Below are 24,354 nucleotides of genomic sequence, written 5' to 3' on the forward strand. Positions count from 1 at the left end.
ACGGCAAAACTGTAACGTGTTCTATATGACCGACACCCGCATGCTCGATCAGGGGACCACGCCGATCCGCTTCGCGCGCGGATGGCACTGCCTGGGCCTGGCCTCGGACTTCGCCGACGGCAAGCCGCACTCCGTCCACGGGTTCGGGACCAAGCTCGTGGTCTGGCAGGGCGGCAACGGCGAGCTCAACGTGCTCGACGGCTACTGCCGGCACATGGGCGGCGACCTGACCCAGGGTGAGGTCAAGGGCGACCACATCGCCTGCCCGTTCCACGACTGGCGCTGGGGCGGCGACGGCAAGTGCAAGGAGATCCCCTACGCGCGGCGCGTGCCGCTGCGGGCGCGGACCCAGCGCTACGAGACCGTCGTGCGCAACGGCCAGCTGCTCATCTGGCACGACCCGGAGGGCTCGGCGCCCGACCATGCGATCCTGCCGCCCGAGCTGCCGGACGTGATGTCGGACAAGTACACGCCCTGGTCGTGGCACACCAAGGAGATCAACGGCTCGCACTGCCGCGAGCTGATCGACAACGTCGCGGACATGGCGCACTTCTACTACGTGCACTTCGCCTTCCCGACGAGCTTCCGCAACATCTTCGACGGGCACACCGCCACGCAGTTCATGGAGTCGAAGGGCCGGCCCGACACGATGGGCGGCGGCTACGGCGACGAGAACTCCACGCTGAAGTCGGTCGCGACGTACTACGGGCCGTCGTACATGATCAACTGGCTCGAGGTCGACTACAAGGGCTTCATCACCGAGGTCATCCTCATCAACTGCCACATCCCGACCGGCCCGGAGTCGTTCACGCTCCAGTACGGCATCAGCGTGCGCAAGCCCGAGGGCCTCGACGAGAAGACCTGCGCCTACATCGCCGAGCGCTACACCGAGTCGTTCGGCGACGGCTTCCTCCAGGACGTCGCGATCTGGGAGAACAAGGTCGCCGTCCAGAACCCGCTGCTGTGCGAGGAGGACGGCCCCGTCTACCAGCTGCGCCGGTGGTACGAGCAGTTCTACGTCGACGTCGCCGACATCGCGCCCGAGATGACCGACCGCTTCGAGTTCGAGGTCGACACCACCAAGGCCAACGAGTACTGGCACGCCGAGGTCGCCGACAACCTCGCCCGGCGGGCGGCCGCGGAGGCCGCCGCGCCCGCGGACGCCTGAGAGCGGGTCGATCCTCGTGGCCTCCTTCGTCCCGACCCGTGGCGAGACCCTCGACGACCTGCGCCGCTACACCGAGGACCGCCTCGTCGACGTCGCGTGCCTCGACTGCCTGGCCAAGGTCCGGGTCAAGAAGAACAGCGACCACCAGACCTCGGTGCAGTGGAATGCGGAAGCCCGGGCCGATTGTCAAGAGTTCCAGCGACGAGGCCAGGCGCCCGGAGGGCGGGACGTGCACAAGCCCTGTGCTCGGTTGATGGCTAGCATCGACGACGCCGTTCGGGCCGGAGCTGTCCCGATCGGTGCGTACGACGGCTACTGAGCCATCTTTTAGTAGGGGAGTTCCGTGGACATCGAGTCCTTCGTGCTGGACGTCGTCGGAGTGGTCGAGGAGACCGCCGACGCGAAGTCCATCAGCTTCGCCGTGCCCGCGGGCGCGGAGGAGAAGTTCGACTACAAGCCCGGTCAGTTCCTGACCGTGGCCGTGCCGAGCGACCAGACCGGTATCGCCGCGCGCTGCTACTCGCTCTCGAGCAGCCCGCACGACGGAGGCCCGCTCACGGTCACCGTCAAGCGCACCGCCGAGGGCTACGCGTCCAACTGGATCTGCGACAACCTCGCCGTGGGCGACACGCTGCGCGTGCTGCCGCCGTCCGGCATCTTCACGCCGGCCTCGCTCGACGCCGACCTGCTGCTCTTCGCGGGTGGCTCCGGCGTCACGCCGATCATGTCGATCACCCGCACCGCGCTGGCGCACGGCTCCGGCCGGATCGTCGTGTTCTACGCCAACCGTGACGAGACGTCGGTCATCTTCGCCGCCGAGCTCACCCGGCTCGCGGCCGAGCACCCCGACCGGCTCCAGGTCATCCACTGGCTCGAGTCCGTCCAGGGACTGCCGACCGAGGCGCAGATGCGGGCCTTCGCGGCGACGTACGGCGGCTACGACTCGTTCGTGTGCGGCCCGGCGCCGTTCATGAAGATGGTCACCACCGTGCTCAAGGAGCTCGAGGTGCCGCGCAGCCTGCGCCACCAGGAGAAGTTCGTCTCCCTCGGCGGCAACCCGTTCGGCGACCTCGCCGAGCTCCAGGAGGCCGAGGCCGAGATCGCCCTCGCCGAGTCGGACGACGACGGCCCCGGGGCCGACGTCTTCTCCGACGCGCCGGCCGGGCCGGTCAAGGTGGAGGTCGAGCTCGACGGCGAGGAGTTCACCTTCGACGACTGGGACCCGCGCACCAAGCTGCTCGACTTCCTCGAGAGCAAGGGCGTCAAGGCGCCGTACTCTTGCCGCGAGGGGGAGTGCTCGGCCTGCGCGATCCGGCTGCTCGAGGGCGACGTCAAGATGCTCTACAACGACGTGCTCGACAAGGACGACCTCGACGACGGCATCCGGCTGGGTTGCCAGTCGGTGCCGCTGACGGACACGGTCAAGATCACCTACAGCTGACCGCCTGAGGCCCGCCAGGTGGAACCGGCGGGCCTCAGAACGTGCGGTTTGGTCCCAAACCGCAATGCAACACCCGGATCAGGCGGGGTGGGCCGCCAGGCACTTGTCAAGGCGCGCCTGGGCGTGCAGGACCCGCTGGGCCTGCGCCTTCTTGGCCTTCTTGACGGTCGCCTTCTTCTCCTTGGCCAGCGCCAGCGTGGCCTTGGCCGAGCGCTTCTCCTTGGCCGTGTCGGCCGCCTTGACCGCGCCCCTGGCCTCGCGGACCTTGGCCTGCTTGGCCGCGAACCTCGCGGTCAGGGCATCGAGCTTGGCCTCGGCCCGGTCGAGCTGGGTCTGCTGGGTGGCGCAGGGTGCCTTGGCCGGCGCGTCGGCGGCGACCGCCGTGGCGACGGGCGCGGCGCTCAGGCCGAGGGCCAGCGCGGCCACCGTGACGGCGGCGTGCTTCCTGAGGTTCATGCGGGGCTCCTGGGAGATCGGGGACTGCTGTCACCGAGTACATGTCTCCGCGGAGCGCGGTTGTTACCTCCGCCCGCGTCAGTGGCTGCCGGACACGCAGAACAGGTTGCCGTCCGGATCGCTCAGCGTGACCCAGCGGAAGCCCGGCATCTCGTGGTCCCCGACGTGCCCGGCGCCCGCCGCGCGCAGGGCGGCGACGGTCGCGTCGAGGTCCTCGGCGACGAAGTCGACGTGCACCCGGTTCTTGCCCGGGGTGGGGTCCTCGACCTTCTGGAAGCCGAGGCGCAGGCCGCTCGGCAGCGCGACCATGACGAACCAGCCGTCGTTCTCCTCGACGATCTCGCCGCCGGTGTGTTCGGCCCACCAGCGGCCGAGGGTGAGGGCGTCGGTGGTGTCGACGGTGATCATGGCGGGGGAGAGGGTCATGGGGACGAACGTAGCGGCGACCGGGGACAGTGTCGGCGGCCCGTGGGAGGGTCGCCCCATGAACGCCGCCGCCCCCGGCCCCGACGGACTGCCCCGCTGCCCGTGGTCGCTCTCGCCCGACGAGCTGCCCTACCACGACGCCGAGTGGGGCTTCCCCGTCGCCGACGACCAGCGGCTCTTCGAGAAGGTCAGCCTCGAGGCGTTCCAGTCCGGGCTGAGCTGGCGCACGATCCTGGTCAAGCGCCCTGCGTTCCGGACCGCGTTCGCGGGCTTCGACCCCCAGGCGGTCGCGGCCTTCGACGACGGCGACGTCGCCCGCCTGCTTGCGGACGCCGGCATCGTCCGCCATCGCGGCAAGATCGAGGCCACCATCAACAACGCGGCCCGCGCGATCGAGACCGCGGCCGAGCACGGCTCGCTCGCGGCCTACCTCTGGGGGTTCGAGCCGGCCGCCGCCGACCTGGGCGAGCCCCAGACCCTCACCACGTCACCGGCCGCGATCGCGCTGTCCAAGGACCTCAAGAAGCGCGGCTGGAAGTTCGTCGGACCCACCACGATCTTCGCCTTCATGCAGGCGATGGGCCTGGTCAACGACCACGTCACCGGCTGCGTCGTCCGGGCCGAGGTGGCCGCGGCGCGGGCCGCCTTCACCCCGCCGCGCTGAGCCAGTCGGCCAGCAGTGCCACGGTGTCGGGCACGAACTCCTCCTCGCCGAGCATCTCGCGCAGGCGCGCCACGCTCACCCACGCACCCCACGCGACCTCCTCGGGCTGCCAGGTGATCGGGCCGTCGTACACGCAGGTGTAGGCGAACGCGTGGTACGCCGTGTGCTCGTCGGCGTAGTCCGCCTCGCCGAGCGGGGTCAGCTCGACCCCGTGCACGCCGAGCTCCTCGAAGGCCTCGCGCACTGCGGCGTCGTACGGGATCTCGCCGGCCTGGAGCACCCCGCCCGCCGCGAAGTCGTGGCGGCCGGGGAAGACGTCCTTGGTGTCGGTGCGCCGGTGCACGTAGATCTCGCCCCGGCTGTTGCGCACCACGACGAGTGTCGCGGCGTGGCGCAGGTTGCGCGCCCGGACCTCGGCGCGCGGGGCGACCTCGCCGGTCGGCCGGCCGTCGGCGCCGTAGAGGGCGACGGGCTCGTCCGCCGGGGTCACCGGCTCACCAGCCGCGCTCGCGCCACTCCGCGAGGTGCGGGCGCTGCTCGCCGAGCGTCGAGTCGCCGCCGTGGCCCGGGTAGAACCAGGTGTCGTCGGGCAGGGTGCCGAAGATCTTGGTCTCGACGTCGTCGATGAGGCTGCGGAAGGCGTCCGTGTCGCCGAAGGTGCCGCCGACGCCGCCGGGGAACAGCGAGTCGCCGGTGAACAGGTGCGGGTGACCGGCCGGGTCGCGGTAGAGCAGGCAGATCGAGCCGGGCGTGTGGCCGGTGATCCGGATGACCTGGAGGGCGCAGGTGCCGACCATGACCTCGTCGCCGTCGCTGACCCTGCGGTCGACGCTGACGCCGGTCTGCTCGGTGATGGCGTCCGCGTCGGGGTCACCCGCGACGACCCCCGCCCCCGACGCCCGTACGACGTCCGCCAGGGCGCGGTGGTGGTCCCAGTGCTGGTGCGTGGTGATCACGGTGGTCACGCCCTCGTCCCCGATCAGCGGGAGCAGGGTCTCGGGCGCGGCGGCCGCGTCGATGAGCACCTGGGAGCCCGTGTCGTGGCAGCGCAGCAGGTAGCAGTTGTTCGACATCTTCTCGTCGACAGCGACCTTGGTGATGGTCAGGTTCGCCAGCTGCCGGACCGCGGGGGCGCCGCCGACGGTCACTTCTCCGGTGTAGGTCACGTGCCGATCCTAGGTGCAGGCTCAGGCGCCGGTGGGGTCCGGGAGCGCCCCGGTGCTGCTGACCACGGCGTCACCGGCGTCGCGGCCGGTGGCCCACCAGGCGAGCGGGCCGACGGGGCCGGCGACGGTCGCGGCACCGTCGGCGGGGGTGCCGAAGGTCCACCGGGCGGGCTCGTCGGTCGCGACGGCGTGGAAGCCGGTGCCGGCCGGGCCGGCGTACTGGCGGGTGGAGTGGGTCAGGAACGCAAGCGCGGTGGTCGGCGGCCAGTCGGAGGCGGTGTAGCCGGCGCCGAGGTCGGCGTGGTGGATCTCGACCTCGCGCAGGCGCAGGAAGGGCACGTTGTTGGCCGACATCTGCCGCCCGCCGGGGGTCCGCTCGAACATGGTGCCCTCGGGCAGCACCGTGGCCACGTCGTGCACCTGGTCGAGCCCGGCGACCGCGGCGCGCAGGCGCTCGAGGATGGCGGCCGGTCCGGCCACGGCGACGAGGTCGTCGATGTCGCCGTCGCGACGCTCCTCGGAGACGTACATCGTGCGCGGCACGCCGTCGCGGAGCCCGCGCAGGATCCCGCCCAGGCCCTCGGCGTTGAGCGCGAGGTGGGCGAGGACGTGGGCCCGGGTCCAGCCGGCGCACAGGCTGGGTGCGGCCCACTCGGCGTCGGAGAGGGACGCGGCGGTGGCGAGGAGGCGCTCGGACGCGGCGGAGAGAGTGGTCACCGGGCCATCATGCACCGCGGCGGCGGCGCCCGCGGGGAGGCGTTGTCGGTGCCGGGTGAGAGGGTGGTTCCCGGCGCGCTGGCTTGCCTGTGCGACGTACCATGGCGAACACTTGTTCGAAGATCCCCGACCCACCCAGCGACCCTGCAAGAGGACCGGTAGTGACCGATCAGCTGATCATCCGCGGCGCCCGTGAGCACAACCTCAAGGACGTCTCGATCGACCTCCCGCGCGACTCGCTCATCGTCTTCACCGGCCTGTCCGGGTCGGGCAAGTCGAGCCTGGCGTTCGACACGATCTTCGCCGAGGGCCAGCGCCGCTACGTCGAGTCGCTCTCGGCGTACGCCCGGCAGTTCCTCGGTCAGATGGACAAGCCCGACGTCGACTTCATCGAGGGTCTCTCGCCCGCGGTCTCCATCGACCAGAAGTCGACCTCCAAGAACCCGCGCTCGACGGTCGGCACGATCACCGAGGTCTACGACTACCTGCGCCTGCTCTACGCGCGCGCCGGGCGGGCCCACTGCCCGACCTGTGGCGCGCCGATCGAGCAGCAGACGCCCCAGCAGATCGTCGACCGGATGCTCGACCTCGACGAGGGCACCCGCTTCCAGGTGCTCGCGCCCGTCGTGCGCGGCCGCAAGGGGGAGTACGTCGAGCTGTTCAAGCAGCTCCAGGCCCAGGGCTTCTCCCGGGCCCGGGTCGACGGCGAGACCCACAACCTCGACAGCCCGCCGACGCTCGACAAGAAGCTCAAGCACACCATCGAGGTCGTCGTCGACCGGCTCGCGGTCAAGGCCTCGGCCAAGCGCCGGCTGACCGACTCGGTCGAGACCGCGCTCGGGCTGGCCGGTGGACTGGTCGTCTTCGACCTGGTCGACACCGGCCAGGAGCTGAAGTTCTCCGAGAAGATGGCCTGCCCCAACGAGCACCCGATCGAGACCGACGACCTCGAGCCGCGCTCGTTCTCGTTCAACTCCCCGTTCGGCGCCTGCCCGTCCTGCTCGGGTCTGGGCACCCGCATGGAGGTCGACCCCGAGCTCGTCGTCCCCGACCCCACCGCGACGCTCGCCGAGGGCGCGCTCCAGCCGTGGAGCCACGCCCACGTCGCCGACTACTTCGGCCGGCTCCTGGTCGCGCTGGGCGACGAGCTGGGCTTCGACGTCGACACCCCCTGGGAGCAGCTCACCACCCGCGCCCAGCGCGCGATCCTCGACGGCCACGCGACCAAGGTCCACGTCGTCACCCGCAACCGCTACGGCCGCGAGCGCTCCTACTACGCCGACTTCGAGGGTGTGCGCAAGTACGTCGAGCGCCGCCACCGCGAGGCCGAGAGCGACACGAGCCGCGAGCGGTTCGAGGGCTTCATGCGCGAGGTGCCCTGCCCGGTGTGCTCCGGCAGCCGGCTCAAGCCGGTCTCGATGGCGGTCACCCTCGGCGCCAAGGACAAGGGCGGCAAGAACATCGCCGAGGTCTGCGCGCTGCCGATCAACGAGACCGCGGCCTACCTCGCCGACCTCGACCTCTCGGCCCGCGAGCGCCAGATCGGCGAGCGGGTGCTCAAGGAGATCCAGGAGCGGCTCAACTTCCTGCTCGACGTCGGCCTCGACTACCTCTCGCTCGACCGGCCCTCGGGCTCGCTCTCGGGCGGCGAGGCCCAGCGGATCCGGCTCGCCACCCAGATCGGCGCCGGCCTGGTCGGCGTCCTCTACGTGCTCGACGAGCCGTCCATCGGCCTGCACCAGCGTGACAACCAGAAGCTCATCGAGACCCTGGTCCGGCTCAAGGACCTCGGCAACACCCTCATCGTCGTCGAGCACGACGAGGACACCATCCGGGTCGCCGACTGGATCGTCGACATCGGCCCCGGTGCCGGCGAGCACGGCGGCCAGGTGGTCCACTCCGGCACGGTCAAGGAGCTCCTCGAGCACCCCGACTCGATGACCGGGCAGTACCTCTCCGGCCGCCGCGAGATCCCCGTGCCCGCCGTACGCCGTCCGCGCACGGTCGGCCGCGAGCTCAAGGTCCTCGGCGCCCGCGAGCACAACCTCAAGAACGTCGACGTCGCCTTCCCGCTGGGCGTCTTCAGCGCGGTCACCGGTGTCTCCGGCTCGGGCAAGTCGACCCTGGTCAACGACATCCTCTACACCTCGCTGGCCAAGCAGATCTACAACGCCCGCGCCATCCCCGGCCGGCACCAGAAGATCACCGGCCTCGAGCACGTCGACAAGGTCATCCACGTCGACCAGTCGCCGATCGGCCGCACCCCACGCTCCAACCCGGCCACCTACACCGGCGTCTTCGACCATGTCCGCAAGCTGTTCGCGCAGACGCCCGAGGCCAAGATGCGCGGCTACCAGCAGGGCCGTTTCTCGTTCAACGTCAAGGGCGGCCGCTGCGAGGCGTGCGCCGGCGACGGCACGATCAAGATCGAGATGAACTTCCTGCCCGACGTCTACGTCCCGTGCGAGGTCTGCCACGGCGCCCGCTACAACCGCGAGACGCTCGAGGTCCACTACAAGGGCAAGACCATCGCCGAGGTCCTCGACATGCCGATCGAGGAGGCCCAGGACTTCTTCGCCGCGGTGCCGCCCATCGCCCGGCACATGAAGACCCTGACCGAGGTCGGCCTGGGCTACGTCCGCCTCGGCCAGCCCGCGACCACGCTCTCCGGCGGCGAGGCCCAGCGGGTCAAGCTGGCCGCCGAGCTCCAGAAGCGCTCGACCGGCCGCACCGTCTACGTCCTCGACGAGCCGACCACCGGCCTGCACTTCGAGGACATCCGCAAGCTCCTCGGCGTTCTGTCCGGCCTGGTCGACAAGGGCAACACGGTCCTGGTCATCGAGCACAACCTCGACGTGATCAAGACTGCCGACTGGATCATCGACATGGGCCCCGAGGGCGGCTCCCGCGGCGGCACCGTCGTCGCCGAGGGCACGCCCGAGGAGATCGCCGCAGTACCCGAGAGCCACACCGGCCACTTCCTGCGCCCGCTGCTCGACGGCCGCGGGGCCACCCAGCCCGGCGCGCCCCAGCGCGCGCCCAAGGCGGCCGCCGACGCCAAGGGTCCGGCAGCCAAGAAGGCGACCACCGCCAAGAAGACTGCGGCCCGCAAGGCCGCCGCGGTCAAGAAGGCGACGACCGGGACGGCCAAGACCGCAGCGGCGCGCAAGCGCTAGGCCTAGTCCCCGCCGAGGTCCCGGCCGAGGTCCCGGCCGGGGTGCCACTACGGTGACCGCGTGACGAAACGATCCGTGGCCCTGGCGCGCGCCCTGCCGACCGCCCTGCTCGCCCTCGTGCTCCCGGTGCTGCCGGTGCTCGGCTCGGCGGCGGCGGCGCCGGCGCCGGTCGCCGCGGCGACCCCGACCACCGCGGTCGCCGCGAAGCAAGCGCCGCGGTTCCGCTGCGAGATCGACGCCTACGGTCAGGCCCGCAGCGGCAAGGTCACGCTGCGCCACGTCACCGGCAACCGGGTGACCGTCGCCAAGTCCACGAGCCGTCCGGTGTCCTGGCGTCCGGTCGCCTGGGGCCTGGTGATGCTCAACCAGTGGCCCGGGCACGAGGAGACCCACCAGGTGGTGGCCGCGACCGACGGCAAGGTCCGGCTGGTCCGCACGGAGTGGAACGCCCGCGGCAGCCTGAAGCTCCGCGTGCTCAAGGTGCTGGGCTCGGGCTACCCGAGCCGGCTGATCGCGTTCGACGACCGCTCGCTGTACTGGGTGGGCACCGACGGCTTCCTGCACCGGGCGACCTGGAACGGCCGCCGTCTCGTCCGGCCGACGATCCTCCCGGTGCCGATCAGCCAGGCGACCACCCTGACCGCCGCGATGACCGAGCGCGGCACCCGGGTCTACTACACCGACCGGGCCGGCGCGCTCCACGTCGTGCAGGACGAGGGCGCGGAGTCCACGGACACCGTGCTGCGGGCCTCCGGGTACGCCGCGGTGACCGCGCTGCGTTCCGGCACCTGCATCGACGACCGCTACACCGGGGCGACCGCGCCGGTCCCGCTGCTCGTCGTCGACCGCAGCACCGGCGTGGCCCGGGTCCAGCGCGTGCTCCGGCCGGACGCGCGCACGGGCGGCACGCTCGCCGCGCCGACCCGGGTCCGGCCCGGTGGCTGGACCTGGCCGCGGCTCGGCTGAGCCGGCGACACGAGGCGTACGCACAGCCTGTTCTCAGCCACGGCCCGTAGCCTGAGCCCCATGACTTCCTCCCTGAGCAGGAGACGTGCCCTGAGCGGAGCGGCCACGCTGGGGGTGGGCGTCCCGCTGCTCGCCGCCTGCGGCGGTGGCGACGACGGCGCGGCCAAGGACCCCGCGACCACGCCGGCGACCGACCCGCCGAGCACGGCGTCCTCGCCGACGGCCACCGCGACCGCCTCCGGTACGCCGAGCAGCGGTGGTGGCTCGGGCGGCGGCCTCGTGGCGGCGGGCGACGTACCGGTCGGTGGCGGAGTGGTCGTCAAGGACCAGGAGCTCGTCGTCACCCAGCCCGAGGCGGGCCAGTACAAGGCGTTCTCCGCGATCTGCACCCACCAGGGGTGCCTGGTCAGCGGCGTGTCCGACGGCCGGATCCAGTGCCCGTGCCACGGCAGCTCGTTCTCGATCTCCGACGGCTCGCCCCAGGGTGGTCCGGCGCAGAGCCCGCTCTCGGAGGTCGCCGTGACGGTGGCCGGCGACGAGGTCACGCGTGCCTGAGCTGCGCGTCCAGCGGCGGATCGTCTTCTCCGGCCTCGGGGCCCTCGGCGTGGCCGTGGCGCTCGCCGGGTGCGCGGGCGGCGACAGCGGCAGCAGCGGCAAGCCCAAGGTCGCGACCGGCGACGAGCTGACCACCACCGACCAGGTGCCGGTGGGCGGGGGCGTCGTGCTCACCGACCAGAAGGTCGTCGTCACCCAGCCGACCGCCGGGAAGTTCGAGGCGTTCACCGCGGTGTGCACGCACCAGGGGCTGACCGTGACCACGGTGGCCGACGGCCGGATCCAGTGCGCGCACCACGGGTCGTCGTACTCGATCTCGACGGGGGACGTCGAGGGCGGACCGGCACCGTCGGCGCTGGCCAAGGTCGAGATCACGGTCGACGGTCAGAAGATCCTCGCGGCCTGAGCGCTGTGACCAGGGCGGCGCCCGCCGCGGTACGCAGGTCGAACGCGTCGAAGTGGTGCGCGCCGGCCAGCACCTCGACCCGCACGCCGGGCGCCGGGGGATCCGTGAGCGCCGTCGACTGGCTCACCGGTACGGTCGCGTCCCGGTCGCCGTGCAGCACCGTCACGCCGCCGCCCGGCCGGTCCGCGGCGCCCGCGCGCAGCCGGGGCAGCGGGTCGATGCCGGCGTATCGGGCGGGGACCTCGGCCGGGGTCCCGCCCATCCAGTCGACGACCGCGCCGTCGCCGAGGAGGTCCTCCGCGGCCCAGCGCAGGTCGACGACGGGCGCGAGCGCGACCACCGGGACCGGTCCGAGGTCGGCCGCGCAGGCCCGCCAGAGCGCCAGCGTCCCGCCCGCGGAGTGACCCGCCCAGGCGATCACGTCCCCGGCCGCGCCCGCGGCGCGGTCGAGGGCGCGCAGGTCGTCGAGCGTCGCCTCCGGGTCGCCGGGGACGCGGCGGTACTCCGCCAGCCACACCTGGTGCCCGGTCGCGGCCGCGAGGTCTGCAGCCAGGCCGCGGGCGTGGGTCCGGTCGATCGAGGGCCGGAAGTAGCCGCCGTGCAGCAGCACGACCATCGCCGCGCCCGACCCGTGCACCTCAGCGATCTGGTCGGGGTGGTCGCCGTAGCGGACGACCCGGGCCCCGCTGCGCGCCTCGGCAGCAGCGGCGTCGATCGCGGTCCAGGCGGCGTCCTCGGCGGTCACCGCACCAGCATGCCGGTCGGCGCCGTCGCCGTCTCCTTCCAGCGCAGGTCGCGCATCGCGGGACGGCGGTCGAGCCGGGCGTCGAGCACCTCGCGGGCGTCGTCGTACCGTCCGGCGCGGAGCAGGGCTGCGATCCGGGCCTCCTCGACGATCTCGCGCTGGGCGTCGGAGCCGCCGAGGCGCCACACCTGCGGGCTCAGCGCGGCGAGCCGGTCGGCCGCCAGCGAGCTGCTGCCGGCGGCGAGCAGGTCGAGCGCCCGGGCCAGGGGAGCGACGACCTCGCGGTGGGTCGGGCTGGTGTGGCCCGCGCTCCACTCGGCGAGCCGGCGCAGGCCGGTGCGGTCGTCGGTCGCGAGCAGGACGACGGCCGCGTGCAGCGCGAGGAACGCCGTCGCGGGCTGCTCCAGGACCGAGCGGCCGGTGACGGCGGCGACCTCGTCGAGCGACGGCACGTCGTACGCGTCCGGGGTGATCGCCCAGCGGAACAGCAGGGCCCCGGTGTCCACGAGGGCGCGGCAGCCGACCGCGTGCTGGGGCCGGAGCTGGTTCTCGTAGCGCGTCCGGACCGCGCCGAGGTCGCCGATCGAGAGCTCGTGGAGCGCCGCGTGCCACGAGAAGTGCGTGAGGCTGTCGGTGGCGGCGCCGTCGCCGAGGATCCAGCCGTCCATCCAGGCCAGGCCGGCCGCGTGGTCGCCGGTCTCGTAGTGCGCGTGGGCGCGCGCGTGCGCCGCGTGCCCGCCGGCCGGGTCGAGGGAGAGCGAGTGGCACGAGAGGTCCATCGCCTCGTCGAAGCGGCGCTGCTCCTGGCGCACGAACGCGAGGATGCCGGCGATCCACGGGTCGTCGCCGTACGACGGCGCGGCACCCTCGACGATCCGCCAGGCCTGCTCCGGGACGTCGGTGACGCCCGCGAAGGCGATGGTCGGCATCGCGACCGACAGCAGCAGCGCGTCCCGCGGGTACGCCGCCAGGTGGGTGATCAGGGGAGCGGGGTCGCCCTGGAGGTGCCGGTCGATCGCGTGGACGTGGCTGCGCTCGCGCTCGGTCGCGCGGCCGGCGTGGAGCCGGGCGTCGGCCAGGCGGGCGGCGACGTCGACCTCGACGCACATCTCGTGGCCCAGCAGGGCCAGGGCCGCGTGGCCGAGGGCGAACGTCGGGTCGAGGGCGATCGCGGTGGCGATCCGGCCGGCCGCTCCCGAGCGGAGCCGCAACAGGTCGCGCACACCGTCGACATAGGCCTCGGCGGCCAGGGGGCCGGTGGTGAGGTCGTATCCGTAGGCGTCGCGACATCGGGTGCGTGCAGACATAAGTCAAGTAAACCACCAGACAAAGTCTTTTAAAGACATGTCGGTGGATCTCCGTAGGGTTGACGGCGTGTCACCTGCTCTGAGCTACCGGCCGGCGCCCGGCTCGATCCCGACCCAGCCCGGGGTCTACCGGTTCCGCGACCGCACCCAGCGGGTGATCTACGTCGGCAAGGCCAAGAACCTGCGGGCCCGGCTGTCGTCGTACTTCCAGCCGATCGGCAACCTGCACCCGCGCACCGCGACGATGGTGACCACCGCGACGTCGGTCGAGTGGACGGTCGTCGGGACCGAGGTCGAGGCCCTCCAGCTCGAGTACTCCTGGATCAAGGAGTACGACCCGCGGTTCAACGTGAAGTACCGCGACGACAAGTCCTACCCCTGGCTCGCGGTGACCGTCTCCGACGAGTTCCCGCGGGTGATGGTGGGGCGCGGGGCCAAGCGCCGCGGGACGCGCTACTTCGGGCCCTACAGCCACGCCTGGGCGATCCGCGAGACGGTCGACATCCTGCTCCGGGTGTTCCCGATGCGCTCGTGCAGCAACGGCGTCTTCAAGCGGTCCAGCCAGATCGGCCGGCCCTGCCTGCTCGGCTACATCGACAAGTGCGCGGCGCCCTGCGTCGGCAACGTCTCGCCCGAGGACCACCGCGCGATCGTCGACGACTTCTGCGAGTTCATGGCGGGCCGCACGCGGCCGTTCATGAAGCGCATCGAGCAGCAGATGTACGCCGCCTCCGACGACCTCGACTTCGAGAAGGCCGCGCGCCTGCGCGACGACCTCGGCGCGATGAACAAGGCGCTCGAGAAGCAGGCCGTCGTCTTCGGCGACGGCTCCGACGCCGACGTCATCGCCCTGGCCGAGGACCCGCTCGAGGTCGCGGTCCAGGTGTTCTACGTGCGCGGCGGGCGGATCCGCGGTCAGCGCGGCTGGGTCGCCGACCGTACCGACGAGGGCGACACCTCGGCGCTGGTCGAGGACTTCCTGCTCCAGCTCTACGCCGGGGTCGCCCAGGAGGACGCGCGCGACGCCGTACCGCGCGAGATCCTGGTGCCCGAGCTGCCGCCCGAGCACGCGACGTTCGAGCGCCTGCTCTCCGACCTGCGCGGGGCCAAGGTCGAGATCCGGGTGCCCCAGCGAGGGGACAAGAAGACGCTCCAGGAGACCGTCGCCCGCAACGCCGTCGAGTCCCTCGCCCTCCACAAGACCAAGCGGGCCAGCGACCTGACCACCCGCAACCGCGCGCTCGCCGAGATCGCCGAGGCGCTCGAGCTCGACGAGGCGCCGCTGCGCATCGAGTGCTACGACGTCTCCCACATCCAGGGCACCGAGATCGTCGCGTCGATGGTCGTCTTCGAGGACGGCCTGGCGCGCAAGGGCGAGTACCGCCGCTTCGTGATCAAGGACCAGGACGGCTCCGACGACGTCAAGGCGATGCACGAGGTGATCACCCGGCGGTTCCGCCGGCTCCTCGACGAGCAGGCGCGCTCCGAGCTGCGCCCGGGCGACCCCTCGGCCGGCACCGGTCCGATGCTGGTCGACCCGGACACCGGGCGCCCGCGCAAGTTCGCCTACGCGCCCGGACTCGTCGTCGTCGACGGTGGCGCGCCCCAGGTCGCGGCCGCGCAGCGCGCCCTCGACGAGCTCGGCATCGACGACATCCCGATCTGCGGCCTGGCCAAGCGGCTCGAGGAGGTCTGGGTGCCCGGCGAGGAGGACCCGGTCATCCTGCCGCGGACCTCCGAGGGGCTCTACCTGCTCCAGCGCGTGCGCGACGAGGCCCACCGGTTCGCGATCACCCACCACCGCAACCGGCGCTCGAAGTCGATGGTCGAGAGCATGCTCGACGGGGTGCCCGGGCTCGGCGAGGTGCGTCGCAAGACCCTGCTGCGCCACTTCGGCTCGCTGCGCAAGCTGCGCCTGGCGTCGCTCGACGAGATCGCCGCCGTCCCCGGGGTGGGGCCGCGCACCGCCGCCGCGATCAAGGAGGCCATCGCGACCGAGGACGCGACGCGATCCCCGTCGTCCACCGGTCCTGCACCACAATGACCCCATGAGCGAGAGCACCCCCGGCCAGCTCGTGGTCGTGACCGGCATGACCGGCGCCGGCCGCAGCACGGCCGCCAAGGAGCTGGAGGACCTCGGCTTCTACGTCGTCGACAACCTGCCGCCCAGCCTGCTGCCGGACGTCGTCCGGCTGGTCGACGAGAGCCACGGCCCGGCGCAGTCGGTCGCCGTGGTGGTCGACGTCCGGTCCGGATCGTTCTTCCAGGGCCTGCGCAGCGCGCTCGCCCACGGCGTCGCCGGACGCGAGACCAGCCTGGTCTTCCTCGACGCGATCGACGAGGTGCTCGTGCGCCGCCAGGAGGCGGCCCGCCGTCCGCACCCGCTCCAGGCCGGCGGCCGGCTGCTCGACGGACTCGAGCGCGAGCGCGTCGTCCTCGCCGACCTGCGCTCCGAGGCCGACCTCGTCATCGACACCTCGAACCTCAACGTGCACCAGCTCACCGACCGGATCGCCGACGCCTTCGGCACCATCCAGACCACCCGGCTGCGCGTCTCGGTCATCAGCTTCGGGTTCAAGTACGGCATCCCCGTCGACGCCGACTACGTCGCCGACATGCGCTTCCTGCCCAACCCCCACTGGGTGCCCGAGCTGCGTCCCCGCACCGGGCAGGACCCGGAGGTCGCGGCGTACGTCCTGGGCCGGCCGGGCGCCGAGGACTTCGTCGACGCCTACGTGCCGCTGCTGACCGGGGTGGCCGAGGGCTACATCCGCGAGGGCAAGCGGTTCATGCGCGTGGCCATCGGCTGCACCGGCGGCAAGCACCGCAGCGTCGCGATGAGCGAGGAGATCGCCCGCCGGCTCGGCGAGCAGGGCCACGTCGCCCGCGCGATCCACCGCGACCTGGGCCGGGAGTGATCGACCGGATGAGCTCGGACTTCCTCGGGAGCGACCAGCGCGCCCAGGCCGTGGTCGCGCTCGGCGGCGGGCACGGCCTGCACGCCTCGCTGAGCGCGCTGCGCCACCTCGTCGACGACCTGACCGTCGACGAGCTGACCGCCGTCGTCACCGTCGCCGACAACGGCGGCTCCTCGGGCCGGCTGCGCGGCGAGTTCGGCGTCCTGCCGCCCGGCGACCTGCGGATGGCGCTCGCCGCCCTCTGCGGCGACGACGAGTGGGGCGACACCTGGGCCCGCGTGCTGCAGCACCGGTTCGAGGGGGACGGCGAGATGCGCGGCCACGTCGTCGGCAACCTCCTCATCGTGGGGCTCTGGGAGCTCCTCGGCGACCACGTCGACGCGCTCGACTGGGTCGGCCGCCTGCTCGGCGCCAAGGGCCGCGTCCTGCCCATGGCCACCGAGCCCATGGACATCACCGCCTCCGTCCGCGGCCTCGACCCCGCCGACCCCGACGGCCTGACCTCGGTGCACGGTCAGGTCGAGGTCGCCACCACCGACGGCGTCATCGCCGCGATCGCGCTGGACCCCGCCGACCCCGGCGTCAGTCCCGCCGTCATCGACGCCATCGCCGCGGCGGACTGGGCCGTGCTCGGCCCCGGCTCCTGGTTCACCAGCGTCCTCCCGCACCTGATCGTCCCGCGGCTTCGCTCGGCGCTCGTCGCCACAGACGCCCGGCTCATCGTCGTGCTCAACCTCGAGGAGCAGGCCGGCGAGACCCCGGGCTTCGGACCGGCCGACCACCTCGCGGTGCTCTCGGAGCACGCGCCGGACCTCGCGATCCACACCGTCCTCGCGGACCGGCACTCGCTGTCCGACGTACCGGCCGCGGAGCTCGCCGAGCTCGAGGAGACCGTCGCCGCCCTCGGCGCCCGGCTCGTCGTCGACGACATCGCCGCCGAGGACGGAACCCCGCGCCACGACCCGGTCCGGCTCGCCGAGGCCTACGCGCGGATCTTCGCGGCGGGCTGAGCGCGGAGCCTCCTGCACGCCCCGGTGTGGCGCGGGTCGCTCGCCCGCGGGCCGTCGTACCGCCTGGGCGGCGAGGGTGGTTGACCCGCGTGGAAAGATCGCTCCCATGGCGATGACGGCACAGGTCAAGGCGGAGCTGGCCAGCACCCCGGTCACGAAGGTCTGCTGCCGCAAGGCCGAGGTGGCCTCGATGCTGCGCTTCGCCGGCGGGCTCCACATCGTGGGCGGCCGGATCGTCGTCGAGGCCGAGCTCGACACCGGCGCCGCCGCGCGTCGGCTGCGCAAGGACATCTCCGAGATCTACGGCCAGGGCTCCGAGGTCGTCATGGTCCAGGGCAACGGCCTGCGCAAGGGCAGCCGCTACATCGTCCGGGTGGTCAAGGACGGCGAGGCGCTCGCCCGCCAGACCGGACTGCTCGACCAGCGTGGCCGCCCGGTCCGCGGGCTCCCGCCGGCCGTCGTCTCCGGCGGCGCGTGCGACGCGGTCGCCGCCTGGCGGGGCGCCTTCCTCGCCCACGGATCGCTCACCGAGCCGGGCCGCTCGTCATCCCTCGAGGTCACCTGCCCCGGCTCCGAGGCCGCCCTCGCCCTGGTCGGCGTCTCGCGCCGCCTGGGCATCCAGGCCAAGGCCCGCGAGGTCCGCGGCGTCGATCGCGTCGTGATCCGCGACGGCGACGCCATCGGCCAGCTGCTCGCCCGCCTCGGCGCCCACGAGACGCTCATGGCGTGGGAAGAGCGGCGGATGCGGCGCGAGGTCCGCGCCACCGCCAACCGCCTCGCCAACTTCGACGACGCGAACCTGCGCCGCTCCGCGCGCGCCGCCGTCACCGCCGGCGCCCGGGTGCACCGGGCCATGGAGATCCTCGGCGAGGAGGTCCCCGACCACCTCAAGATGGCCGGCGAGCTGCGCCTGGAGCACAAGCAGGCCTCGCTCGAGGAGCTCGGCCAGCTGCACGACCCGGTCCTCACCAAGGACGCCATCGCCGGCCGGATCCGCCGCCTGCTCGCCATGGCCGACAAGCGTGCCGAGGACCTCGGCATCCCGGACACCGAGGCGTCGCTCACCCCGGAGATGCTCGCCGGCGACGCCTGAGCGCCGCGATCGGTCCCCGGCGCTGAACCTGCCGCGGACGCACACCTGGGGGATAGGGTCGGGAACACCGGCAACGTCCCGCTCTCCCAGGAGGATCGCAGTGACTGTTCGTGTAGGAATCAATGGATTCGGCCGGATCGGCCGCAACTTCTTCCGCGCCGTCCGAGCCGGCGGGGCCGACATCGAGATCGTCGGCGTCAACGACCTCACGGACAACGCGACGCTGGCCCACCTGCTGAAGTACGACTCGATCCTCGGCCCCCTCGACGCCACCGTCGAGGCGACGGACGACGCGATCGTCGTCGGCGGCACCGAGATCAAGGCCTTCGCCGAGCGCGACCCCGCTGCCCTGGGCTGGGGCGACCTGGGCGTCGACGTCGTCGTCGAGTCCACCGGCTTCTTCACCGACGCCACCAAGGCCCGCGCCCACGTCGACGGCGGCGGCGCCAAGAAGGTCATCATCTCGGCGCCCGCCTCCAACGAGGACATCACCATCGTGATGGGCGTCAACCACGAGCTCTACGACCCGGCCCGGCACACCGTCATCTCCAACGCCTCGTGCACCACCAACTGCCTGGCGCCGATGGCCAAGGCGCTCAACGACGGCCTCGGGATCGTCTCGGGCCTGATGACCACCGTGCACGCCTACACCGCCGACCAGAACCTGCAGGACAACATCCACAAGGACCTGCGCCGCGCCCGCGCCGCCGCCCTCAACATCGTGCCCACCTCGACCGGTGCCGCCAAGGCGATCGGCCTGGTGCTGCCCGAGCTCAAGGGCAAGCTCGACGGCTACGCCCTGCGCGTCCCGACCCCCACCGGATCGCTCACCGACCTCTCGTTCGCAGCGCCGCGCGAGACGTCGGTCGACGAGGTCAACGAGATCGTCAAGGCCGCCGCCGACGGCCGCTACCTCGTCTACTCGACCGACCCGATCGTCTCCTCCGACATCGTGACCAACCCCGCGTCGTGCATCTTCGACGCGCCGCTGACCAAGGTCATCGGCAACCAGGTCAAGGTGGCCGGCTGGTACGACAACGAGTGGGGATACTCCAACCGGCTCGCGGACCTCATCACGCACGTCGGCGCCTGAGACGCATCGTCTAGGCTCTGACGCTTGTGACAGCAATCAACGGGCTCGACGAGTCGTTCCTCCAGGGTGTCGCGGGCAAGCGCGTGCTCGTCCGGTCGGACCTGAACGTCCCCCTCGACGGGTCGACCATCACCGACGACGGGCGGATCCGGGCCAGCGTCCCGACCATCCAGGCGCTCGCCGGCGCGGGTGCCCGCGTGGTCGTCGCCGCCCACCTCGGCCGCCCGAAGGGCGAGCCGGACCCGGCCTACTCGCTCGCTCCCGTCGCCGCCCGCCTCGGCGAGCTGCTCGGCGGGCGGGTCGCGTTCGCCACCGACACCGTCGGAGCCTCCGCCCAGGAGACCGTCGCCGCGCTCGCCGACGGTGAGGTCGCGCTGCTCGAGAACGTCCGCTTCAACGCCGGCGAGACCAGCAAGGACGACGCCGAGCGCGGCGCCTTCGCCGACCAGCTCGCCGCCCTCGCCGACGTCTTCGTCTCCGACGGCTTCGGCGTCGTGCACCGCAAGCAGGCCAGCGTCTACGACGTCGCCGAGCGCCTGCCGCACGCGATGGGCGGCCTCGTCGCCGCCGAGATCGACGTGCTGCGCCGGCTCACCGTCGACCCGGCCCGGCCCTATGTCGTCGTCCTCGGCGGCTCCAAGGTCTCGGACAAGCTCGGCGTCATCGACAACCTGCTCGGCAAGGCCGACAAGCTGCTCATCGGCGGCGGCATGGTCTTCACCTTCCTCAAGGCCGACGGCCTGGAGGTCGGCAAGAGCCTGCTCGAGGAGGACCAGCTCGACACGGTCCGCGCCTACCAGGCCCGCGCCAAGGAGCTCGGCGTCGAGATCGTGCTGCCCACCGACATCGTCGTGGCCGACAGCTTCGGCGACGAGGCCTCGGCGCGTGTGGTCGCCGCCACCGCGATCCCGGCCGACGCGCTCGGCCTGGACATCGGTCCCGAGTCGGGCGTCGCCTTCGCGGCGGCCCTCGCGGACGCCAGGACCGTCTTCTGGAACGGTCCGATGGGCGTCTTCGAGCAGGCCGCCTTCGCCGAGGGGACCCGCGCGGTCGCCGCGGCGCTCACCGAGGTGGACGGGCTCTCCGTCGTCGGCGGCGGCGACTCCGCGGCCGCCGTACGGACCCTCGGATTCGACGAGGCCGCCTTCGGTCACATCTCGACCGGCGGCGGCGCGAGCCTCGAGTACCTCGAGGGCAAGGAACTCCCCGGCATCACGGTTCTGGAGGACTGAATGGCCAGCACGACGCGCACGCCCCTGATGGCGGGCAACTGGAAGATGAACCTCAACCACGCCGAGGCCGTGGTGCTCGTGCAGAAGCTCGCCTGGACGCTGTCGGACAAGCGCCACGACTACGGCAAGGTCGAGGTCGCGGTCATCCCGCCGTTCACCGACATCCGGTCGGTGCAGACGCTGATCGACGGCGACCGGCTCTCGATCCGCTACGGCGCGCAGGACGTCTCCGCGCACGCGGCGGGTGCCTACACCGGCGAGATCTCGGCGGCGATGCTCGCCAAGCTCGGCTGCTCCTACATCGTGGTCGGCCACTCCGAGCGGCGCCAGTACCACGACGAGACCGACGCGGTCGTCAACGCCAAGGCGAAGGCGGCGCTGGGGGAGAAGATCACGCCGATCGTCTGTGTCGGCGAGGGGCTCGACGTACGCCAGGCGGGCGAGCACGTCGCGTACACGAACGCCCAGGTCGAGGGCTCCCTCGCGGGGCTGTCGAAGAAGCAGGTCGGCGGGCTGGTCATCGCCTACGAGCCGGTCTGGGCGATCGGCACCGGTGAGGTGGCGACCCCGGACGACGCGCAGGAGGTCTGTGCGGCCATCCGGGGCAAGGTGCGCGAGCTGTTCGGCGACGAGGCGGCGGACGCCGTACGGATCCTCTACGGCGGCTCGGTGAAGGCCGCGAACGTCGCCGGCATCATGGCCAAGACCGACGTCGACGGCGCCCTCGTGGGCGGCGCGAGCCTCGAGGCGGACGAGTTCGGGGGAATCTGCCGCTTCTACGACATGCCGGTGCTGTCCTAGTACCGGACCTGACGTAGGATTCCTCGCGTGTCGACGCTTCTGACTGTGCTGCTCGTGATCACGAGCCTGATCCTGATCCTGCTCGTGCTGCTGCACAAGGGTCGGGGCGGCGGCCTCTCGGACATGTTCGGTGGCGGAGTGTCGAGCTCGCTCGGCGGCTCCTCCGTGGCCGAGCGGAACCTCGACCGGTTCACGGTCGGGATCGGCGTGATCTGGTTCGCCTGCGTCATCGCGCTGGGCCTCCTGCTCGCGTACCAGAACTGATCTACTGCATCCGGCCTGCGGGAGAACCGCGGCCGTCCGAGGCTTTGAGGAGATAGTCCGTTGGCTGGTGGTGGTGGAAACGCGATCCGTGGCAGTCGTGTCGGCGCGGGTCCGATGGGAGAGGCCGAGCGCGGCGAGGCGGCTCCCCGGCAGGCGGTGACGTACTTCTGCGCGAATGGTCACCGAGCCGTGATCACCTTCTCCGTCGAGGCGTCGGTCCCGGAGTCGTGGGACTGCCCCAAGTGCGGCCTGCCCGCCGGTCTCGACTCGGAGAACGCGCCGCCGGCTCCGAAGATCGAGCCGTACAAGACGCACCTGGCCTACGTGAAGGAGCGCCGCTCCGACAAGGAGGCCGAGGTCATCCTCGACGAGGCGATCCAGCTGCTGCGCTCGCGGCGCAAGTCCGGCGAGATCATCTTCTGAGCTGAGCCTTCGCCCGTGGGTCACCACGGGACGGCCTCGACGACGAGGTTGCGCCGGTAGTGGAAGCCTCCACCCGGCGTGGCCACGCGGTCCGTGCACGTGATGAGCACGAGGCGGCGGGCGACGTCCTGGGTGAAGACGCTGCGGGGCAGCCGACTGCGGTCGGCTGACCAGGTGCGGATGACGCGCCAACGGCGGACGGTCCCGCCCTCCGCCACCCGTACGACGTCACCTCGGCGCGCCGACCTCAACCCGGCGAACGCGCCGGGCCGGCCACGGTCGTCCGCGACGTGTCCGGTGAGCACTGTGGTGCCGACGAGTGCGTCGAGGGACGCGCCGTGGGTCCACTGCCCGGCATGGCGGGCGCCGCGGGGCGCGGGGAGCACCGACCCCCGGAAGGCGATCCCGCTGAGGGTCGCGGTCAGCCCGAGGCGAGGCAGCGCGACCGTCGCACGCCCCCGTGTCCGGCCGTGCTGCGGGGCGCCCTTGCGGGAACCTCCCGTGTCGACGCGCGGGTGGTGCGGCACGGGGACCGGGCGCGGCCCGACGAGGGAGGTCTCCTCGGCGATGCCTGCGGCCGTCCAGGACACCGGCGCGCTGTGCGGTGAGCCGGCGAGGGCCTCGCGGTAGGTGTAGCAGCCGCCACGGGTGATCCGGGTCCGGCCGACCGCGACGGTCGCGCTGGTGGCACCGGTGAGCGGGACCGCGAAGGTGCCGGCACCGGCCACGGGAGCGCCCGTCCACGACGCGCGGGCGCAGCGGCCGGTCCGGTCCGGCGCGACCGGACCGAGGAGCTGCCACTGGCCGGTCAGGGAGCTGCCGGATGTCTCGGAGGCGTCGCTCGTACCCGGGCCGGTCGGCAGACCGGTGACGACCACCTTGTCGACGAGCGTGTCGCCTTCGGTGGCTCGTTGGTGGTTGACGAGGGTCCGGATGTGGGGAGCGCTGGTGACCAGGGTGGTCTCCTCGACCAGACCGGCCGGCGTCCACGGTGCGGGGGCGGTGGTGGCGGAGCCGGCGAGACGTTCGCGGTAGGTGTAGCAGCCGGTCACGGTGACCTGGGTGGCGCCGACGGAGAAGGTGCCGTCGTGGGGGACCGTGAACCGTCCGTGGCCGGCGAGCGGTGCCCCGGACCAGTCGCGGTCCCGGCAGGCCGCCGGGGACGACGCGGATGCGGGTGCCGGCGCGGGTGCCGGCGCGACCGGGCCGAGGAGCTGCCACTCGCCGAGGAGCGGGCTGGGCAGCCGGCGGGTACCGAGGCCGGAGACGGTGACGGCGTCGACCAGGCGGGCGCCGACCTGAGCGTGCTGGAGGTTGACCTGGGTCCGGATGACGGGGATCCGGAGGGCCGGTGCGCTTGCATGGGTGCGGAGGATCCGGAGGCCGGAGGAGGTCGCGACCCGCTGGACGCGTGGACCCGACCGGTGGAGCCGGAAGCGGTGCTCGGGGACCTGGGCGTAGGTGACCTGGACCCCGACGGCGCGGGCGGGCTCGGGGCCACGACGCCAGGTCACGGGCGCGGGGGCGGTGGTCGTGGTGGTGAAGGCACGGGTGGCGCTGCCGTCGGCGAAGGTCGCCCCACCGGTCAGGCGCAGGTGGACGCGGACGCCGGGCACCGGGAGTCCGCGGGCCGACCGCAGGCCCAGGCCGGTGAGCCCGTCCGGGGCGAGCACGGGCGTCGCCGCGCGGTAGCCGTGGCGCGGGGCGGCGTGGCGGACTGCGTCGCGCACCCACCTGCCACCCGTACGACGCACGCGCGCCGCGAGCCCGGCGTCGACCCGCCCGAGCTCGGCGAGGTAGGCGCGCATGGCGGCGGGCCCGGAGTTCCGGCCGCGCAGCAGCCCGATCGCCCACCACAGCGCCGCAGCGTGCGCGGGGTCGCGTCGGGCGCGGGGGAGGCGGACCGAGAGGAGGTAGCCGACGACGGGGTCGGTGACGGTGGTGGCGCGGCGGTGTCCGGAGGCGTGGGTGGGCCAGGGGCGGGGGCCGGTGTCGAGGCAGAGTCCGGTGGTGCCGTCGGGGAGGCGGGCGACGCCGAGCTCGTGTCCGCTGGGGGTGGTGAGGCCGGCGAAGCCGGGGCTGCGGGCGGCCGCGGGCGCGCCGTGCTCGGCAGCGCTGGGCCTGGCGCCGGTGAGCCGGGCGCTGCTGGGGCTGGGCCGGGCGCTGCTCGACGCGGCGCCGGGGTCGGGATCGGGCGCGGGAGGCGGCGCGGCGGAGCTGAGGCGGCCCGGTCCGAGGGGAGCGGTGACCAGCGCGAGGACCAGCGCGAGGACGAGGACGAGGGGGAGCCGGAGCAGGGAGGATCGCATGCGAGCGATCTTCGGCAG

Annotated in this window: 25 protein-coding genes; 17 read left to right on the forward strand and 8 right to left on the reverse strand. The window is 72.6% G+C overall.

Annotated elements, in window-relative coordinates:
* Window positions 1-25: 25 nt before the first annotated feature.
* The 3 genes from CCO04_RS19405 to CCO04_RS19415 are packed head-to-tail and all read left to right on the forward strand — an operon-like array spanning window position 26 to window position 2,609.
* Entirely contained in the window at window positions 26-1,168 is a 1,143-nt protein-coding gene (locus tag CCO04_RS19405) for a Rieske 2Fe-2S domain-containing protein (protein WP_215815811.1), read from the forward strand.
* Between the two features lie 16 nt (window positions 1,169-1,184).
* A complete protein-coding gene (locus CCO04_RS19410; RefSeq protein WP_215815812.1) occupies window positions 1,185-1,487 on the forward strand; it encodes a hypothetical protein in 303 nt (100 codons plus the stop codon).
* A 24-nt stretch (window positions 1,488-1,511) separates the two neighbouring features.
* A complete protein-coding gene (locus CCO04_RS19415) occupies window positions 1,512-2,609 on the forward strand; it encodes a ferredoxin--NADP reductase (RefSeq protein WP_215815813.1) in 1,098 nt (365 codons plus the stop codon).
* A 78-nt stretch (window positions 2,610-2,687) separates the two neighbouring features.
* Here CCO04_RS19415 and CCO04_RS19420 read toward each other — a convergent pair whose 3' ends face one another.
* Complete coding sequence (locus CCO04_RS19420; protein ID WP_215815814.1) at window positions 2,688-3,065, reverse strand: hypothetical protein; 378 nt, start codon at window positions 3,063-3,065, stop codon at window positions 2,688-2,690.
* Between the two features lie 78 nt (window positions 3,066-3,143).
* Window positions 3,144-3,491, reverse strand: coding sequence for a VOC family protein (locus tag CCO04_RS19425; protein ID WP_215815815.1), 348 nt, complete (start codon window positions 3,489-3,491; stop codon window positions 3,144-3,146).
* 58 nt (window positions 3,492-3,549) lie between these two features.
* On the opposite strand from CCO04_RS19425, the gene CCO04_RS19430 reads away from it, so the two are divergent.
* Window positions 3,550-4,155 (forward strand): DNA-3-methyladenine glycosylase I, encoded by a 606-nt coding sequence (locus CCO04_RS19430; RefSeq protein ID WP_215815816.1) that lies wholly within the window; start codon window positions 3,550-3,552, stop codon window positions 4,153-4,155.
* Here the strand turns inward: CCO04_RS19430 and CCO04_RS19435 are convergent.
* The 3 genes from CCO04_RS19435 to CCO04_RS19445 are packed head-to-tail and all read right to left on the reverse strand — an operon-like array spanning window position 4,139 to window position 6,038.
* A complete protein-coding gene (locus CCO04_RS19435; RefSeq protein WP_215815817.1) occupies window positions 4,139-4,645 on the reverse strand; it encodes an NUDIX hydrolase in 507 nt (168 codons plus the stop codon). The genes CCO04_RS19430 and CCO04_RS19435 overlap by 17 nt on opposite strands.
* A gap of 4 nt (window positions 4,646-4,649) precedes the next feature.
* A complete protein-coding gene (locus CCO04_RS19440; protein WP_308281366.1) occupies window positions 4,650-5,321 on the reverse strand; it encodes an MBL fold metallo-hydrolase in 672 nt (223 codons plus the stop codon).
* 21 nt (window positions 5,322-5,342) lie between these two features.
* Window positions 5,343-6,038: a maleylpyruvate isomerase family mycothiol-dependent enzyme gene (locus CCO04_RS19445; RefSeq protein WP_215815818.1), complete on the reverse strand. Its 696-nt coding sequence runs from the start codon at window positions 6,036-6,038 to the stop codon at window positions 5,343-5,345.
* 161 nt (window positions 6,039-6,199) lie between these two features.
* Between CCO04_RS19445 and uvrA the strand changes: the two genes are divergently transcribed.
* From uvrA to CCO04_RS19465, 4 genes are read left to right on the forward strand one after another with little or no spacing between them, the layout of a single operon-like run.
* A complete protein-coding gene (gene uvrA, locus CCO04_RS19450; protein ID WP_215815819.1) occupies window positions 6,200-9,214 on the forward strand; it encodes an excinuclease ABC subunit UvrA in 3,015 nt (1,004 codons plus the stop codon).
* 60 nt (window positions 9,215-9,274) lie between these two features.
* Entirely contained in the window at window positions 9,275-10,180 is a 906-nt protein-coding gene (locus CCO04_RS19455) for a hypothetical protein (protein WP_215815820.1), read from the forward strand.
* A 60-nt stretch (window positions 10,181-10,240) separates the two neighbouring features.
* The gene (locus CCO04_RS19460) at window positions 10,241-10,735 is read left to right on the forward strand and encodes a Rieske (2Fe-2S) protein (RefSeq protein WP_215815821.1); all 495 of its coding nucleotides are present in this window, start codon (window positions 10,241-10,243) and stop codon (window positions 10,733-10,735) included.
* The gene (locus CCO04_RS19465; protein ID WP_215815822.1) at window positions 10,728-11,141 is read left to right on the forward strand and encodes a Rieske (2Fe-2S) protein; all 414 of its coding nucleotides are present in this window, start codon (window positions 10,728-10,730) and stop codon (window positions 11,139-11,141) included. The genes CCO04_RS19460 and CCO04_RS19465 overlap by 8 nt, the downstream gene beginning before the upstream one ends.
* Here the strand turns inward: CCO04_RS19465 and CCO04_RS19470 are convergent.
* Entirely contained in the window at window positions 11,107-11,886 is a 780-nt protein-coding gene (locus CCO04_RS19470; RefSeq protein WP_215815823.1) for an alpha/beta hydrolase fold domain-containing protein, read from the reverse strand. The two genes, CCO04_RS19465 and CCO04_RS19470, sit on opposite strands and share 35 nt — an antisense overlap.
* Window positions 11,883-13,193 (reverse strand): pyridine nucleotide-disulfide oxidoreductase, encoded by a 1,311-nt coding sequence (locus CCO04_RS19475; RefSeq protein ID WP_215815824.1) that lies wholly within the window; start codon window positions 13,191-13,193, stop codon window positions 11,883-11,885. The genes CCO04_RS19470 and CCO04_RS19475 overlap by 4 nt, the downstream gene beginning before the upstream one ends.
* A 37-nt stretch (window positions 13,194-13,230) precedes the next feature.
* Between CCO04_RS19475 and uvrC the strand changes: the two genes are divergently transcribed.
* The 9 genes from uvrC to CCO04_RS19520 all read left to right on the forward strand — a co-directional run bounded on the left by uvrC (window position 13,231) and on the right by CCO04_RS19520 (window position 22,027).
* Window positions 13,231-15,237, forward strand: a complete 2,007-nt coding sequence (gene uvrC, locus CCO04_RS19480) for an excinuclease ABC subunit UvrC (protein WP_374197015.1) — start codon at window positions 13,231-13,233, stop codon at window positions 15,235-15,237.
* 4 nt (window positions 15,238-15,241) lie between these two features.
* Window positions 15,242-16,111 (forward strand): RNase adapter RapZ, encoded by an 870-nt coding sequence (gene rapZ, locus CCO04_RS19485; RefSeq protein ID WP_215815826.1) that lies wholly within the window; start codon window positions 15,242-15,244, stop codon window positions 16,109-16,111.
* 8 nt (window positions 16,112-16,119) lie between these two features.
* Window positions 16,120-17,121, forward strand: a complete 1,002-nt coding sequence (gene yvcK, locus CCO04_RS19490; protein WP_215815827.1) for a uridine diphosphate-N-acetylglucosamine-binding protein YvcK — start codon at window positions 16,120-16,122, stop codon at window positions 17,119-17,121.
* 106 nt (window positions 17,122-17,227) lie between these two features.
* Complete coding sequence (gene whiA / locus CCO04_RS19495; RefSeq protein WP_215815828.1) at window positions 17,228-18,214, forward strand: DNA-binding protein WhiA; 987 nt, start codon at window positions 17,228-17,230, stop codon at window positions 18,212-18,214.
* 100 nt (window positions 18,215-18,314) lie between these two features.
* The gene (gene gap / locus CCO04_RS19500; protein WP_215815829.1) at window positions 18,315-19,307 is read left to right on the forward strand and encodes a type I glyceraldehyde-3-phosphate dehydrogenase; all 993 of its coding nucleotides are present in this window, start codon (window positions 18,315-18,317) and stop codon (window positions 19,305-19,307) included.
* 26 nt (window positions 19,308-19,333) lie between these two features.
* Window positions 19,334-20,539 (forward strand): phosphoglycerate kinase, encoded by a 1,206-nt coding sequence (pgk, locus tag CCO04_RS19505; RefSeq protein WP_374197016.1) that lies wholly within the window; start codon window positions 19,334-19,336, stop codon window positions 20,537-20,539.
* Complete coding sequence (gene tpiA / locus CCO04_RS19510) at window positions 20,540-21,340, forward strand: triose-phosphate isomerase (protein ID WP_252373566.1); 801 nt, start codon at window positions 20,540-20,542, stop codon at window positions 21,338-21,340. It abuts the gene before it with no gap.
* Between the two features lie 27 nt (window positions 21,341-21,367).
* Window positions 21,368-21,604: a preprotein translocase subunit SecG gene (gene secG / locus CCO04_RS19515; RefSeq protein WP_052138671.1), complete on the forward strand. Its 237-nt coding sequence runs from the start codon at window positions 21,368-21,370 to the stop codon at window positions 21,602-21,604.
* A 60-nt stretch (window positions 21,605-21,664) separates the two neighbouring features.
* Complete coding sequence (locus CCO04_RS19520) at window positions 21,665-22,027, forward strand: RNA polymerase-binding protein RbpA (protein WP_038679084.1); 363 nt, start codon at window positions 21,665-21,667, stop codon at window positions 22,025-22,027.
* A 20-nt stretch (window positions 22,028-22,047) separates the two neighbouring features.
* Here CCO04_RS19520 and CCO04_RS19525 read toward each other — a convergent pair whose 3' ends face one another.
* Entirely contained in the window at window positions 22,048-24,336 is a 2,289-nt protein-coding gene (locus tag CCO04_RS19525) for a class F sortase (RefSeq protein WP_215815830.1), read from the reverse strand.
* Between the last annotated feature and the right edge of the window lie 18 nt (window positions 24,337-24,354).

It is taken from the genome of Pimelobacter sp. 30-1 (assembly GCF_018831735.1).
GTDB lineage: Bacteria > Actinomycetota > Actinomycetes > Propionibacteriales > Nocardioidaceae > Nocardioides.